The sequence below is a fragment of the Streptomyces spinoverrucosus genome (genome assembly GCF_015712165.1).
Classification (GTDB): domain Bacteria; phylum Actinomycetota; class Actinomycetes; order Streptomycetales; family Streptomycetaceae; genus Streptomyces; species Streptomyces spinoverrucosus_A.
The window spans coordinates 1993189-2007019 of record NZ_JADPZX010000001.1; the positions used below are offsets into that span (position 1 = coordinate 1993189).

Here is a 13831-nt window from a genome sequence, read left to right on the forward strand (position 1 = left end):
ACAGAACCCTGACGCGCCGGGCATCGACAAAGGCCGCACCCCCACGGGATGCGGCCCTTGTCGTGTCCGTTTTCCTTTTCCTTCTCAGCTTCCTTACTCAGCGGACCTCGGTGATCTCCGGTCCGCGCTGCAGCTGCCCCATGCCGCCGGAGAAGCGGGAGTTGGCCTGGTCGTCCTGCTGGACGCCCTCGGGGACCATCTGCGCGTCGTTCGGCAGCTTGAGGACGATCGGGTCGCGGGGCGCCATCGGGCCCTCGCCGCGGACCACGACCGTGTCCCGGAAGATGTTCTCCAGCAGCCCGGCCGCCTGCGGCTGCACCGCGGCCTGACCCGAGATCACACCGCGCAGGAACCAGCGGGGCCCGTCCACACCGACGAACCGGACGACCTGGAAGCCGCCCGTGCCGTCCGGCAGCTGCACCGGCACCTGGGCCCGCAGCTCCCAGCCGAGCGAGCCCTCGACCTCGTCGACGATGCCGCCCTGCTGCGTGATGCCGGTGCCGATCTCCTCGCGCACCTCGCCCCAGATGCCCTCGCGCTTGGGGGCGGCGAAGGCCTGGAGCTGGATGGCGCTGTCCCGGAGCGCGACGGTCGCCGCGACGATCGCGTCACCCGCGACCTCCACCCGCAGCTCCATGCCGTCGACTCCCGGCACGAACAGCCCGCCCAGGTCGACCCGGCCCTCGGCCGGATCCCGCACCTCGGAGCTGTCCCACGGTCCGTCGGGACGCGGCTCCGGCTCCAGCCGCACCCGCTCGCGACCGACCTCGTCGTCCGCCTCAGTGTCGACGCTGTCGACGACCTGCTCGGCCTCGCCGGCCGCGTCCTCGGCGGCACCCTTCTTCTTGCGACGTCCGAACACGTCACTGTCCTTCCCGGTCGGATACGACCGAAGCGTATCGATTCCCACCCGCCTTGCCGCCGACGGCGGCATGACCGCTTGTGCCGCCCCCGTCGCCCACCGCGGCATGACCGCCGGTGGACCCGAAGCCCCCCGCGGCCCGCGCCGAGCCGGGAAGCTCCGCCACCACCTGGAAGCGGACCCTCTCGACCTGCTGGACGACCAGTTGGGCAATCCGGTCGAAGCGCTCGAACCGCACGGTCTCGCGCGGGTCGAGATTCACCACGATCACCTTGATCTCCCCACGGTACCCGGCATCAACCGTCCCCGGGGCATTCACGAGGGCGACACCGCAGCGGGCGGCGAGACCGGAACGCGGGTGCACGAAGGCCGCGTACCCCTCGGGCAGCGCCACAGACACTCCCGTGGGCAGCACGGCTCGTTCACCCGGCGCCAGTTCGCAGGCCTCGGTGGTGCGCAGATCGGCTCCCGCGTCACCGGGGTGTGCATACGCGGGAAGCGGTACGTCCGGGTCGACGCGCCGGATCAGCACGTTCACGGGGTCGCGGCTCACGGGTTCACCTCGAAGGCGCGGGCGCGCCGAATCTGGTCGGGGTCGTTCATGGCGGCCTGGATCTCCTCCTCGCGGCCATGGTCGACGAAGTGTTCGACCTTGACCTCGATGAAGAGGGCGTCGGCACGGACGGCGACGGGGCCGTCGGGGGCGCCGACGCGTCCGGTGGCCGTCGAGTAGATCTTCCGTCCGGCCACCGCGGTCACCTCGGCCGCGAGGTGCAGTGTGGTGCCCACCGGCACGGGACGGACGAAGTCGGTCTCCAGCCGGCCGGTCACGGCGATGGTGCGCAGCAGCCAGTTCAGCGAGCCGAGTGTCTCGTCGAGGGCGGTGGCGAGCACTCCGCCGTGCGCGAGGCCGGGAGCGCCCTGGTGTTCGGGCCGTACGGTGAACTCAGCGGTGATCGACACCCCTTCGCCGGCCCGCGCCGCCAGGTGCAGCCCGTGCGGCTGTTCACCGCCGCAGCCGAAGCACTGGCCGTAGTGCGCGCCGAGGAGCTCACCGGGCGCGGGAGCGTCGGCGTGCCGCACCGGCTTCTTCGCGTCGGCGGGCGGCGTCAAAGTCGGGGATGTACCACTCACAGGCGCAGACCTTACCCGCCCGCCCGTCTCCCACCACCGCCCTGCCTGACAGCGCTGCGCACTGGCCCCCCTGATCCTGGCGGCGCGCGGACACCGTGCCAAGCTTGACGTCATGCAGCTCTCCGCCGCCCCTTACGAAGAACGCCTCACCGCGCCCCGCTCCTGGTGGCTGATCAGCTTCCTGGCCGGGGTCTCGCTCGCCCTGATCCTGCTGCCGTTCGGCACGCTGCCGATGCTGGGCGGCCTGGTCGGCGGCACGGCCGCCGCGGCGGTGGCGGCGAGTTCCTACGGCTCGGTCCGCATCCGCGTGGTGGGCGGTTCCCTGATCGCCGGCGAGGCGAAGGTCCCGGTCACGGCGCTGGGCGAGGTCGAGATCCTGAGCCCCGAGGAGGCCCGGGCCTGGCGCACCCACAAGGCCGACACCCGCGCCTTCATGCTGCTGCGCGCCTACATCCCCACGGCCCTGCGCGTCGCGATCACCGATCCCGCGGACCCGACGCCGTACCTGTACCTGTCGACGCGTGAGCCGGAGCGGCTGGCGGAGGCGATCAGGACGGCGAGGGAAGCGGCTGCCGCGTAACGGCGGCGCCGCTCAGCGCCCGGGCTCCGGCGGCTCCCCGTTGCCCATCGGCAGCGCGTCCGGGGGGCGCTCCAGGGGCGGCAGCTCCGTCAGCTGGTCCCAGGGCACCTGCATCTTGCGCAGGTCCGCTCGGATCCGCGAGGCGAGCTTCTTGGTGTCCCGCCGGTTCATGACCGCGCCGACCGCGGCACCGACCATGAACGGCATCAGGTTGGGCAGGTTGCGCACCATGCGCTTCATGATCTGCTGGCGCAGCTGCCGCTTCATGTGACCGCCGAGGGCGGAGTTGACCGTCGAGGGCTTCAGGGGATCGATGCCCCGCTCCTCCGACCAGGACCTCAGGTAGGCGCTGCTGCGGTCCTTGAGGTTGCCCGGCGGCCGCACGCCGTAGACCTCGTGGAGCTCGGCGATCAGCTTCAGCTCTATCGCCGCGACCCCGGTGATCTCCGCGGCCAGCTCGGCGGGCATCGCGGGCGGCACGGGCAGCATCGCCGCCGCTCCCACGCCCGCTCCGACCGTCCCCGACGCGTTCGCCGCGCCCGCGACCAGCTTGTCCGCGAGCTGCTCGGGACCGAGGCCGGGGAAGTGCCTGCGCAGCGTCGCCAGGTCTCGTACGGGGATCCGGGGGGCCATCTCGATCAGCCGGTCGGCGAGATACCCGAGGCCCGCCCTGGCGTGCTGGCCGCCCTTGCGGACGCCGTCCCTGGCCAGCTCCCTGGCCCTGTCCCGGATCACCGCCGCCCGCCGTCTGGCGACGGGGGTGGGACCCTGGGCCGGCACCGGGAGGTCAGCCCGGTCACCGGCGCGTTCGAGCGAGGCCGACCCCGTAGGGACCGGTCCCGTGGCGGAGGAGCCCCGCTCGTCGTCACGCACGCCGTGAGGGCCGTCGGACGGCCCCGAGTCCGCTCCCCAGGGGAAGCGGCGCTTCCTGGGTGGGGTCGAGCCAGTCACGGCCGACCCCGCCTCAGTCGCAGTCGCGGCAGATCGGCTGACCGTTCTTCTCCCGGGCCAGCTGGCTGCGGTGGTGGACCAGGAAGCAGCTCATGCACGTGAACTCGTCCTGCTGCTTCGGCAGGACGCGGACCGCCAGCTCCTCGTTCGAGAGGTCGGCGCCGGGCAGCTCAAGGCCCTCGGCGGCCTCGAATTCGTCGACGTCCACGGCCGAGGCGGACTTGTCGTTCCGCCGGGCCTTCAGCTCTTCAAGGCTGTCCGAGTCGACGTCGTCGTCGGTCTTGCGTGGAGTGTCGTAATCGGTTGCCATGTCGCTCTCCCCCTCCGGGTGTCTGCGGTGTCTCCAGCGCACGTAACGCGTGAGAGGCCGGACTTGTGCCCGACCCGAGGCGGAGATTTTGCCTCACATCAAGGTCTGTTACTCAATCGACACCCAACCGGACTCCTCACGAGTGATCGGCTTGGATGGCGATCGGGACCGTACACGGTCCGAATGTCGCACTTCAAAGGCGTCTCACCGTGTACTTCCCGTGATCAGCCCCCTGGAAAACCCGGATTTTCCGGGCTTCTCGGCCACTCACATGATCACGGAGAGTAGATGGCCGGAAAATCGCCTTTGTGATCGATCACACATGGGACGTCCGGACGGGTGCCCCGAGAATTCCGCGCAAAGCGAACATCCCCGGGTGTGTCGCCAGGCTCTCAGATCGGGAAAGTGACCCGCATCACGAGGCCGCCTCCCTCCCGCGGCCGCGCCGCGATGTGCCCGCCGTGCGCGCGGGCCACGGACCGGACGATGGACAGGCCGAGGCCGACGCCCTTGTCGCTTCCGGTGCGCTCCGTGCGCAGTCTCCGGAAGGGCTCGAAGAGGTTGTCGATCTCGTACGCCGGCACCACCGGCCCGGTGTTCGCGACGACCAGGACGGCCTGGCCGTGCTGGATCTCGGTGGTGACCTCGACCCAGCCGTCCTCGGGGACGTTGTACCGCACGGCGTTCTGCACCAGGTTCAGCGCGATCCGCTCCAGCAGGACGCCGTTGCCCTGGACGACCGCGGGCTCGCGCTTGCCACGGAACCGCACGCCCTTGGCCGCCGCTTCTGCGTGCACCTGGTCGATGGCCTGCGAGGCGACCTCGGCGAGGTCCACGGGCCCCCGCTCCACGATCTGGTTGTCGCTGCGGGCGAGCAGCAGCAGGCCCTCCACGAGCTGCTCGCTGCGCTCGTTGGTGGCCAGCAGCGTCTTGCCGAGCTGCTGGAGCTCCACGGGCGCGCCCGGGTCGGACAGGTGCACTTCGAGGAGCGTGCGGTTGATCGCGAGCGGGGTTCTGAGCTCGTGGGAGGCGTTGCCGACGAAGCGCTGCTGGGCGGTGAAGGCCCGCTGCAGCCGCTCCAGCATGTCGTCGAAGGTGTCGGCCAGCTCCTTGAGCTCGTCGTCCGGACCGTCCAGCTCGATCCGCCGGGACAGATCCGATCCGGCGACCGCGCGCGCGGTGCGGGTGATCCGCCCGAGCGGCGAGAGCACCCGGCCGGCCATGGCGTAGCCGAACGCGAAGGCGATCACGGCGAGACCGAGCAGGGCCAGCAGCGAGCGGCTGAGCAGGTTGTCCAAGGCGTGCTGGCGCTGCTCGTTGACGCAGGCGTTCATGGCCTCGTTGAGCTCGCTCGCGGTCGGCGAGCCCGGGAAGTTGCAGGTCTCGCTCGCCACCTGGCCGGAGAGGATCTTGAAGGGCAGGTCACTGCCGACGTTCATGGCGTTCGCGGCGAGCAGGTAGATGATCGACAGCAGCATGATGCCGGCGATCAGGAACATGCCGCCGTACAGCAGCGTGAGCCGTATCCGGATGGTCGGCCGCAGGAGCGGGAACGGAGGGGCTGCCTTCCTGGGGTCCCAGGTGGGCTTCGGGGGCGCCTGGGGAGGCGCGGGGTGCGCGGCCACCGCCGATCAGATCCGGTAACCGGAGCCGGGCACGGTCACGATGACGGGCGGCTCGCCCAGCTTGCGGCGCAGGGTCATGACGGTGACGCGCACCACGTTGGTGAACGGGTCGGTGTTCTCGTCCCAGGCCTTCTCCAGGAGCTGCTCGGCGGAGACGACGGCGCCCTCGCTGCGCATCAGCACCTCCAGGACGGCGAACTCCTTCGGCGCGAGCTGCACCTCCTTGCCGTCCCGGAAGACCTCGCGGCGGTTCGGGTCCAGCTTGATCCCGGCGCGCTCCAGGACGGGCGGCAGGGGCACGCTCGTACGGCGGCCGAGGGCACGCACGCGTGCGGTCAGCTCGCTGAACGCGAAGGGCTTGGGGAGATAGTCGTCGGCGCCGATCTCCAGGCCCTCGACGCGGTCACTGACGTCGCCGGACGCCGTGAGCATCAGCACGCGTGTGGGCATGCCGAGCTCGACGATCTTGCGGCAGACGTCGTCACCGTGCACCAGGGGGAGGTCGCGGTCGAGGACGACCACGTCGTAGTCGTTGACGCCGATGCGCTCCAGGGCGGCCGCACCGTCGTACACGACGTCGACGGCCATGGCCTCCCGGCGCAGTCCGGTGGCCACCGCATCGGCGAGCAGTTGCTCGTCCTCGACGACGAGTACGCGCACGTCGCTTGTCCTTCCTCTGTCCGCCCGCACAGCGCATCGGGGCGCACGCGAGCAGGAGTCTTCGGGGGTGTGTTGACCTCCATCCTGCCCTTTTCGGCCATAAGTCGGCAGTAAGGCGGTGGAGCGGCAGCGGGCGCGGACCTCGCCGGGACCTCGGCGATCTCCGCGCCGAGCGCCGTGGCGGCACAGCGCGAACCGGGCGCCGGATCCGGGAATGCGAGATTTTCTCCTCCGGTTGAGGTTTCTGCGGGAGGGAGCGGGGGGAGGACGGTTTACACCCCGCGATCACGCTCTGCTTGTGCCGCAGCACCATGCGGTACGCCACGGTCCGCTTGACGCAGAGCGGGCGTGGGTGTCCGGCACCGTCGCCGCCCAGCAGGGCAGCGCTGGGCACCCATGGGAGACGTGATCGCCCCTTCCGAACGGCACACCCCCGTGCCATCGACCCACGACCCAGGACGAGGGGGCGCAGCATGGACGCATTCACCGCAGGACTTCTGCAGCGCATAAGGGCGACCGAGTCCGACCTGACGCGGGCCCGGGACGAGGGCGACGACTTCCTCGTCGAGGTGGAGCAGGGCGAGCTCGACGACCTGCGCCGTCTCGCCGCCGAGCACGGTGTGGAAGTCGGCGCGTCAAGCGTCTGACCGGCACGACAGCGGGCCCCCGGCGAATCCAGCGCCGGGGGCCCGCTCGTGCTTTCGGCCAACACCTGGGTCGGCCGGCCGGTTCAGTCGTGCCAGGCGCCGAAGTCCTCCAGGAGCCGCTGGAGGGGCTCGAAGACGCCGGGGGTGCCCGCGACCGTCAGCTCGCGTGACGGTCGCTCTGAGGGGCGTCCGCCGGTCAGGGCGCCCGCCTCCCGGGCGATCAGGTCACCGGCGCCGTAGTCCCAGGCGTTGAGTCCGCGCTCGTAGTAGCCGTCGAGGCGGCCGGCGGCCACGTCGCACAGGTCGACGGCGGCGGAGCCGCTGCGGCGGATGTCCCTCACGAGCGGGATCAGTTTCCGGGCGACCTCGGCCTGGTGCGCGCGGACCTCGGTGACGTAGTTGAAGCCGGTGGAGACCAGGGCCTGGTCCAGCGGCGCGGACGGCCGGCAGGCCAGCCTGCGCTCGCCGTCCCAGGCTCCGGTGGCCCAGGCCCCGCCGCCGCGCACCGCGTGGTACGTCTCGCCGCGCATCGGCGCCGCGACGACCCCGACCACGGTCTCGCCGTCCTGCTCGGCGGCTATGGACACGGCCCAGGTGGGCAGCCCGTAGAGGTAGTTCACCGTGCCGTCGAGCGGGTCGATCACCCAGCGGACGCCGCTGCTGCCCTCGCTGGCGGCGCCCTCCTCGCCGAGGAAGCCGTCGTCGGGGCGGTGGTCGGCGATCAGGTCGGTGATCAGCTTCTCGGCCGCGATGTCCATCTCGGTCACCACGTCGATGGGGCTGGACTTGGTGGCGGCCACCGCGAGGTCGGCCGGGCGGCCGTCCCGCAGCAGCTCACCGGCGCGGCGGGCGGCCTCCTGGGCGAGCCGCAGCAGGTCCGGGTGGTGGGCGTCGGACACGGCGCTCCTCATGCGTAGGGGCTGTCGGCGCCCGCGGCGGCGGGACGCGGGGCGCGGGCCGGGCAGCAGCCCACCGGGCAGAGGTTGTGGCTCGCGCCGAGGGCGCCCAGGGCGCACGGTGTGACCTCCTGGCCACGCTCGACGGCGGCGCGCTCGGTGACGAGGTCGCGGATCGCGGCGGCGAACCTCGGGTCGGCACCGACGGTCGCCGAGCGACGCACCGGCAGGCCCAGCTCCTCGGCCTTGGCCTTGGCCTCCGTGTCGAGGTCGTAGAGGACCTCCATGTGGTCGGAGACGAAGCCGATGGGGGCCATCACGACGGCCGGGACGCCCGCCGCGTGCCGCTCCTCCAAGTGATCGCAGATGTCGGGCTCCAGCCACGGGATGTGCGGGGCGCCGGAGCGCGACTGGTAGACGAGCTGCCAGGGGTGGTCGACGCCGGTGCGCTCACGGACGGCGTCGGCGATCAGCCGCGCCACGTCCAGATGCTGCTTGACGTACGCCCCGCCGTCCCCGTGTTCCTCGACCGGGCCGGAGGTGTCCGCGGCGGAGTTCGGGATCGAGTGGGTCGTGAACGCGATGTGCGCGCCGTCCCGGACGTCCTCGGGGAGGGAGGCGAGGCACTGGAGCACGCCCTCGATCATGGGCTCGACGAAGCCGGGGTGGTTGAAGTAGTGCCGCAGCTTGTCGATCTTCGGCGGCTCCAAGCCCTCGGCCTCCAGGGCGGCGAGCGAGTCGGCGAGGTTCTCGCGGTACTGCCGGCAGCCCGAGTACGAGGCGTAAGCGCTCGTAGCGAGGACCAGGACGCGGCGGCGGCCGTCGCGGACCATCTCGCGCAGCGTGTCCGTGAGGTACGGCGCCCAGTTGCGATTGCCCCAGTAGACCGGCAGGTCCAGGCCGTGGTCGGCGAAGTCCTTGCGCAGGGCGTCCAGCAGGGCGCGGTTCTGGTCGTTGATCGGGCTGACCCCGCCGAACAGGAAGTAGTGCCGGCCGACTTCCTTGAGGCGTTCTCTGGGGATGCCGCGCCCGCGCGTCACGTTCTCCAGGAACGGGACCACGTCGTCCGGCCCCTCGGGGCCGCCGAACGAGAGCAGGAGCAGGGCGTCGTAGGGGGTGGCATCGAGCGCGTCTGGCATGGCTCCGATCCTGCCACCCGGCACTGACAGTGAGGTAACGGCGGGGTGCCGCGGGTGTTCATGGCCATACCCACGGGTGCATCGGGGCCACCTCACTCGTAACCTGTATGGGCCACCTTCGCGCCTTACGCATCAGTACCGAGCCGTACGCAGCCCTGCCGCGGCGGTATCGGCCCCCTCGTCGTCCCTTCCGAACTGCCGGAGACCCAGTGCCCAGCCCCTACCGCGCCCTGTTCGCCGCCCCCGGCTCCAAGGGCTTCTCCGCCGCAGGCCTCCTCGGTCGGATGCCGCTGTCGATGATGGGCATCGGCGTGGTCACGATGGTCTCCCAGCTCACCGGGCGGTACGGGCTGGCGGGCGCGCTGTCGGCGACCATCGCGCTGGCGGCGGCGGTGGCGGGGCCGCAGGTCTCGCGGCTGGTCGACCAGTACGGGCAGCGGCGGGTGCTGCGCCCGGCGACCCTGCTGGCGCTCACCGCGGCGGCCGTGCTGCTGGTCGCCGCGCACTACGGGTGGCCGGACTGGGTGCTGTTCGTGGCCTGTGCGGGCATCGGGTGCGTGCCGAGCGTCGGCGCGATGATCCGGGCCCGCTGGGCAGCCCTGTACCGGGGCACCCCGCAGCTGCACACCGCGTACTCCTTCGAGTCCGTGGTGGACGAGATCTGCTTCATCTTCGGGCCGATCATCTCCATCGGCCTGTCCACCGCCTGGTTCCCGGAGGCCGGCCCGCTGCTGGCCGCCTGCTTCCTCGCGGCCGGCGTCTTCTGGCTGACCGCGCAGCGGTCCACCGAGCCCGCCCCGCACCCGCGCGAGCGGCACGGCGGCGGCTCCGCCATGCGCTCCCCGGGACTGCAGGTCCTGGTGACCACCTTCGTGGCCACCGGCGCGATCTTCGGCGCGGTGGACGTGGTCACGGTGGCCTTCGCCGACGAGCAGGGCCACAAGGGGGCCGCCAGCGTCGTCCTCGCGGTGTACGCGCTGGGCTCCTGCGTGGCGGGGGCCGTCTTCGGGTTGCTCCACTTCGCGGGTGCGCCCGAACCTCGGTGGTTGCTGGGTGTATGCGCGATGGCCGTGAGTATGATCCCCCTCCTACTGGTCGGAAACTTGCCGTTTCTGGCCGTGGCGCTCTTCGTCGCGGGCCTGTCCATCGCTCCCACGATGATCACGACGATGTCCCTGATCGAAGAGCACGTACCACGCGCGCAACTGACCGAGGGCATGACCTGGGTGAGCACCGGGCTCGCGGTGGGGGTCGCCCTCGGCTCCTCCGTGGCCGGCTGGGTGATCGACGCCGCCGGTGCGCGCGCCGGGTACGGGGTTCCGGCGGTGTCCGGCGCCGTCGCGGTCGCGGTCGGTTTCCTCGGGTACCGCCGGCTCAAGCGGCCGGCTCCGCGTCGGGGAGGCACCGTTGAGCAGCACAGCGAGCGGGAAGAACGGCACGTGGCGTAACTGGGGCGGCAATGTCGCCGCCCGCCCGGCGCGGGAGGTCACGCCCGCCTCCGTGGAGGAGCTGACCGAGGCGGTACGGCAGGCGGCGCAGGACGGCCTGAAGGTGAAGGCCGTCGGCACCGGGCACTCCTTCACGTCCATAGCGGCGACCGACGGTGTGTTGATCCGACCTCAACTGTTGACGGGCATACGCAACATTGACCGGGAGGCCGGCACCGTCACGGTCGAGGCCGGCACCCCGCTCAAGAGACTCAATGTGGCCCTCGCGCGCGAGGGGCTGTCGCTGACCAACATGGGCGACATCATGGAGCAGACCGTCTCCGGGGCCACCAGCACCGGCACCCACGGCACGGGCCGCGACTCCGCCTCGATCGCCGCCCAGATCCGGGGCCTGGAGCTGGTCACCGCCGACGGCACGGTGCTCACCTGCTCCGATAAGGAAAACCCGGATGTCTTCGCGGCCGCCCGGATCGGCCTCGGCGCCCTCGGCATCGTCACCGCGATCACCTTCGCCGTCGAGCCGGTCTTTCTGCTCACCGCGCGCGAGGAGCCGATGACCTTCGACCGGGTCACCAACTCCTTCGACGAACTCTGGGCCGAGAACGAGCACTTCGAGTTCTACTGGTTCCCGCACACCGGAAGCACCAACACCAAGCGCAACAACCGCAGCGCCGGCCCGGAGCGCCCGGTGGGGCAGCTCAAGGGCTGGTTCGAGGACGAGTTCCTCTCCAACGGCGTCTTCCAGGTGGCCAACTGGGTCGGCCGCGCGGTGCCCGCCGCCATCCCGACGATCGCCCAGATCTCCAGCAAGGCCCTCTCCCCACGCACGTACACGGACATCCCGTACAAGGTCTTCACCTCCCCGCGCCGGGTGCGTTTCGTGGAGATGGAGTACGCCGTCCCGCGCGAGGCCGTCGTGGAGACGCTGCGCGAGCTGAAGGCGACGGTCGACCGGTCCCGACTGCGGATCAGCTTCCCCGTCGAGGTGCGCACCGCCCCGGCCGACGACATCACGCTGTCCACGGCGTCGGGCCGGGACACCGCGTACATCGCCGTCCACATGTTCCAGGGCACCCCCTATCAGGCGTACTTCACCGCCGCCGAGCGGATCTTCACCGCGCACGAGGGGCGGCCGCACTGGGGCAAGGTGCACACGCGGGACGCGGAGTACTTCGCCGGGGTCTACCCGCGCTTCGGGGAGTTCACGGCGCTGCGGGACCGGCTGGATCCGGAACGGCGGTTTCAGAACGACTACTTGCGGAGGGTGCTGGGGTCGTAGCGGACGCGGTGGGCGTGGGGGTCGGGGCCGGCTCCCCGCCGGTGTCCTGCTCGTCACCGGAGCTCGCGCTCGGAGTCGGCGCCGAACTGCCCGTCGTACCGCCGCCGTCGCTTCCGGACGAGGCACCGTCCGACGGCGTGGCGCCACCGGTGGTGTCCGTGTCGGTGTCCGCGTCCGGCACCCCGGAGGGAGCGGACGTCGAATCGTCCCCGCGGGAGTCGGGGTCCGAGTCCCCGGAGTTCGAGGAGGATTTGCCGTGGCCGGAGAGGGCGTCCCCGACCGTCGTGCCGCCCCGGCCGCCGAAGCTGCTTCCGGAGGCCAGTTCATAGGCCGTGATGCCGGTCATCGTGACGCCGAAGACCAGGGCCGCCGCCAGCAGCGGGCGCTTCCAGCTTCTGACCCGCGCGCGGTAGACCGTGCCCTCGGTGAACTCCCCGACGGCGCGCGGCGCTTGCTCCGGGGGTCTGGCGGGCGCCGCGACATCGCGGAACTGCTCACCGGTCCGCGTGAAGAAGTGCTGGAACAGCGAACCGCCGCAGGTGGCGATGACGCTGACGACTCCGGCGCCGAGGATCGTCCCGTAGACCCCGAAGGAGGAGGCGAGTTTGGCGGCCACCACCGCGGCCACGGCGCTGCTCGCGACCTGGGGCACGCTCAGGTCGATCCGCTTCTGCTTCACCTCCTCCCCGGTGCTCGACTCCTGGACGACATCGGGCCTTTGGCGCATTCCGGGGCCTTGCCTGCCTTTCCCGTACTTGATCGACTGGGGGTACGAGAGGGGGACGTACGGTCGAAACCGGTAGTTCCGTTTCTGGTGATTCCGTGAAGTACGCCACGTGTGTGATCGGGAGAATCCGTCAGCGGCGGCCAAGTGCCGCCCCCCGGGAGAAGTTGAGCGGCGCGCCAATCCACGCACGTGGTCCAAATGGAGTACTGTTGCGAGCCCTGGGTCCGGGCTACCGCCAGGCTGTCCGGAACCTTGAAGGACCGCCGGGAGGGGGCTTGTTGCACAGGGTGACGGAGTTGGTCACTTAGCGTTGCGAATAGGTAACCGTGCCATAACGGCGATCCAGGGCCCGTGCCCGACACGCCGGGCAACTCGGCAAGGTTGTGGCAGGCTGCACCCGGGCAGGCCACACTCGACTAGCGGAAGCAGCGACGCACGTGACGTCGGCAGGCACCACCCGGGAGGTCCCCATGCCCGAACTGCGTGTCGTGGCCGTCTCCAATGACGGCACACGGCTGGTGCTGAAGGCTGCGGACAGCACGGAGTACACGCTTCCGATCGACGAACGGCTCCGCGCCGCCGTGCGCGGCGACCGTCCCCGCCTCGGCCAGATCGAGATCGAGGTGGAGAGCCATCTCCGCCCCCGAGACATCCAGGCGCGGATACGGGCGGGCGCGACCGCCGAAGAGGTCGCCCAGATGGCGGGCATCCCGGTCGATCGCGTACGCCGTTTCGAGGGTCCCGTGCTGGCCGAGCGCGCCTTCATGGCCGAGCGGGCCCGCAAGACCCCGGTCCGCCGCCCCGGCGAGAACTCCGGGCCGCTGCTCGGCGAGGCCGTGCAGGAGCGGCTGGTGCTGCGCGGCGCCGAGAAGGACACCGTGCAGTGGGACTCCTGGCGCCGCGACGACGGCACCTGGGAGGTACTGCTGGTCTACCGCGTCGCGGGCGAGCCGCACTCGGCGAGCTGGACGTACGACCCGCCCCGGCGGCTCGTGCAGGCCGTCGACGACGAGGCCCGCTCGCTGATCGGTGAGGCGGACGACCTCGGCGCGCCCGAGCCCAGCTTCCCCTTCGTTCCGCGTATCGCCCGGCTGCCGCGCGAGCGCACGCTGGACCGTTCCGCCGACCGGGAGCGGCCGAGCCTGCCGGCGCCTCCGGCCGAGCCCGTCGAGGAGAGCGCGGGTGAGCGGGATTCGCTGACCAGCCTGCTGGAGGCGGTTCCGAGCTTCCGGGGCGACCTGGTGGTCCCGGAGCGTCCGGCGCCCGAGCCGGTGGAGGAGCCCGCCGCCGAGCCCGAGGCGGAGGAGCCACCGGCGCCCGCGGCCTCGGCCGGTTCCGCCTACGCGGACGTCCTGATGCCGCGCTCGGTCGGCAGCCACCGCGACCGCCTCGTCGGCGCGACCGACCGCCAGGCCGAGGCCGACGGCGTCCGCCCCGGCCGCAGAGCGGCGGTCCCGAGCTGGGACGAAATCGTGTTCGGGACGCGGCGGAAGAAGCAGGAGTAGCACCCGACGGTACGGAACGAGGGCCCGCGCCTGACCAGGCGCGGGCCCTCGGCGTGGGCGGGTGCTTC

Annotated in this window: 15 protein-coding genes; 5 read left to right on the forward strand and 10 right to left on the reverse strand. The window is 71.5% G+C overall.

What is annotated here, in order from left to right; all coding sequences use genetic code 11:
• Positions 1 to 97: 97 nt before the first annotated feature.
• From I2W78_RS08955 to I2W78_RS08965, 3 genes are read right to left on the reverse strand one after another with little or no spacing between them, the layout of a single operon-like run.
• The gene (locus I2W78_RS08955) at positions 98 to 862 is read right to left on the reverse strand and encodes a DUF3710 domain-containing protein (RefSeq protein ID WP_196458512.1); all 765 of its coding nucleotides are present in this window, start codon (positions 860 to 862) and stop codon (positions 98 to 100) included.
• 1 nt (position 863) lies between these two features.
• Positions 864 to 1415 (reverse strand): dUTP diphosphatase, encoded by a 552-nt coding sequence (dut, locus tag I2W78_RS08960; protein WP_196458513.1) that lies wholly within the window; start codon positions 1413 to 1415, stop codon positions 864 to 866.
• Positions 1412 to 1996, reverse strand: a complete 585-nt coding sequence (locus tag I2W78_RS08965; protein ID WP_196458514.1) for a PaaI family thioesterase — start codon at positions 1994 to 1996, stop codon at positions 1412 to 1414. The genes dut and I2W78_RS08965 overlap by 4 nt, the downstream gene beginning before the upstream one ends.
• A gap of 112 nt (positions 1997 to 2108) precedes the next feature.
• On the opposite strand from I2W78_RS08965, the gene I2W78_RS08970 reads away from it, so the two are divergent.
• Entirely contained in the window at positions 2109 to 2576 is a 468-nt protein-coding gene (locus tag I2W78_RS08970; RefSeq protein WP_196458515.1) for a DUF3093 domain-containing protein, read from the forward strand.
• 12 nt (positions 2577 to 2588) lie between these two features.
• Here the strand turns inward: I2W78_RS08970 and I2W78_RS08975 are convergent, their stop codons facing one another.
• The 4 genes from I2W78_RS08975 to I2W78_RS08990 all read right to left on the reverse strand — a co-directional run bounded on the left by I2W78_RS08975 (position 2589) and on the right by I2W78_RS08990 (position 6122).
• Positions 2589 to 3527, reverse strand: coding sequence for a hypothetical protein (locus I2W78_RS08975; protein ID WP_196458516.1), 939 nt, complete (start codon positions 3525 to 3527; stop codon positions 2589 to 2591).
• A gap of 13 nt (positions 3528 to 3540) precedes the next feature.
• Entirely contained in the window at positions 3541 to 3837 is a 297-nt protein-coding gene (locus I2W78_RS08980; protein WP_003993510.1) for a DUF4193 domain-containing protein, read from the reverse strand.
• 392 nt (positions 3838 to 4229) lie between these two features.
• The gene (locus I2W78_RS08985) at positions 4230 to 5462 is read right to left on the reverse strand and encodes a sensor histidine kinase (protein WP_196458517.1); all 1233 of its coding nucleotides are present in this window, start codon (positions 5460 to 5462) and stop codon (positions 4230 to 4232) included.
• Between the two features lie 6 nt (positions 5463 to 5468).
• The gene (locus I2W78_RS08990; protein ID WP_007385219.1) at positions 5469 to 6122 is read right to left on the reverse strand and encodes a response regulator transcription factor; all 654 of its coding nucleotides are present in this window, start codon (positions 6120 to 6122) and stop codon (positions 5469 to 5471) included.
• 473 nt (positions 6123 to 6595) lie between these two features.
• Here I2W78_RS08990 and I2W78_RS08995 point away from each other — a divergent pair, with 473 nt between their 5' ends.
• Positions 6596 to 6769, forward strand: a complete 174-nt coding sequence (locus tag I2W78_RS08995) for a hypothetical protein (RefSeq protein WP_003997305.1) — start codon at positions 6596 to 6598, stop codon at positions 6767 to 6769.
• An 83-nt stretch (positions 6770 to 6852) separates the two neighbouring features.
• On the opposite strand, the gene I2W78_RS09000 is transcribed toward I2W78_RS08995, so the two are convergent.
• Complete coding sequence (locus I2W78_RS09000; RefSeq protein ID WP_230885381.1) at positions 6853 to 7680, reverse strand: inositol monophosphatase family protein; 828 nt, start codon at positions 7678 to 7680, stop codon at positions 6853 to 6855.
• The gene (locus I2W78_RS09005) at positions 7677 to 8804 is read right to left on the reverse strand and encodes a ferrochelatase (RefSeq protein WP_196458521.1); all 1128 of its coding nucleotides are present in this window, start codon (positions 8802 to 8804) and stop codon (positions 7677 to 7679) included. Before I2W78_RS09005 ends, I2W78_RS09000 begins: the two co-directional genes overlap by 4 nt.
• A 209-nt stretch (positions 8805 to 9013) precedes the next feature.
• Between I2W78_RS09005 and I2W78_RS09010 the strand changes: the two genes are divergently transcribed.
• Together I2W78_RS09010 and I2W78_RS09015 are read left to right on the forward strand one after the other, a co-directional pair.
• Positions 9014 to 10252 (forward strand): MFS transporter, encoded by a 1239-nt coding sequence (locus tag I2W78_RS09010; protein WP_196458522.1) that lies wholly within the window; start codon positions 9014 to 9016, stop codon positions 10250 to 10252.
• Entirely contained in the window at positions 10212 to 11531 is a 1320-nt protein-coding gene (locus I2W78_RS09015; RefSeq protein ID WP_196458523.1) for a D-arabinono-1,4-lactone oxidase, read from the forward strand. Before I2W78_RS09010 ends, I2W78_RS09015 begins: the two co-directional genes overlap by 41 nt.
• On the opposite strand, the gene I2W78_RS09020 is transcribed toward I2W78_RS09015, so the two are convergent.
• Positions 11455 to 12258 carry a hypothetical protein gene (locus tag I2W78_RS09020; RefSeq protein WP_196458524.1) on the reverse strand — a complete coding sequence of 268 codons (804 nt, stop codon included), beginning with the start codon at positions 12256 to 12258 and terminating at the stop codon, positions 11455 to 11457. The two genes, I2W78_RS09015 and I2W78_RS09020, sit on opposite strands and share 77 nt — an antisense overlap.
• Before the next feature lie 470 nt (positions 12259 to 12728).
• Here I2W78_RS09020 and sepH point away from each other — a divergent pair, with 470 nt between their 5' ends.
• A complete protein-coding gene (gene sepH / locus I2W78_RS09025; protein ID WP_196458525.1) occupies positions 12729 to 13763 on the forward strand; it encodes a septation protein SepH in 1035 nt (344 codons plus the stop codon).
• Positions 13764 to 13831: the final 68 nt, after the last annotated feature.

Coding starts and splice junctions, on each gene's coding strand:
- I2W78_RS08970 (WP_196458515.1), top strand. CDS start 2,109: ATGCAGCTCTCCGCCGCCCCTTACGAAGAACGCCTCACCGCGCCCCGC.
- I2W78_RS08980 (WP_003993510.1), bottom strand. CDS start 3,837: ATGGCAACCGATTACGACACTCCACGCAAGACCGACGACGACGTCGAC.
- I2W78_RS08995 (WP_003997305.1), top strand. CDS start 6,596: ATGGACGCATTCACCGCAGGACTTCTGCAGCGCATAAGGGCGACCGAG.
- I2W78_RS09000 (WP_230885381.1), bottom strand. CDS start 7,680: ATGAGGAGCGCCGTGTCCGACGCCCACCACCCGGACCTGCTGCGGCTC.
- I2W78_RS09005 (WP_196458521.1), bottom strand. CDS start 8,804: ATGCCAGACGCGCTCGATGCCACCCCCTACGACGCCCTGCTCCTGCTC.
- I2W78_RS09020 (WP_196458524.1), bottom strand. CDS start 12,258: ATGCGCCAAAGGCCCGATGTCGTCCAGGAGTCGAGCACCGGGGAGGAG.
- sepH (WP_196458525.1), top strand. CDS start 12,729: ATGCCCGAACTGCGTGTCGTGGCCGTCTCCAATGACGGCACACGGCTG.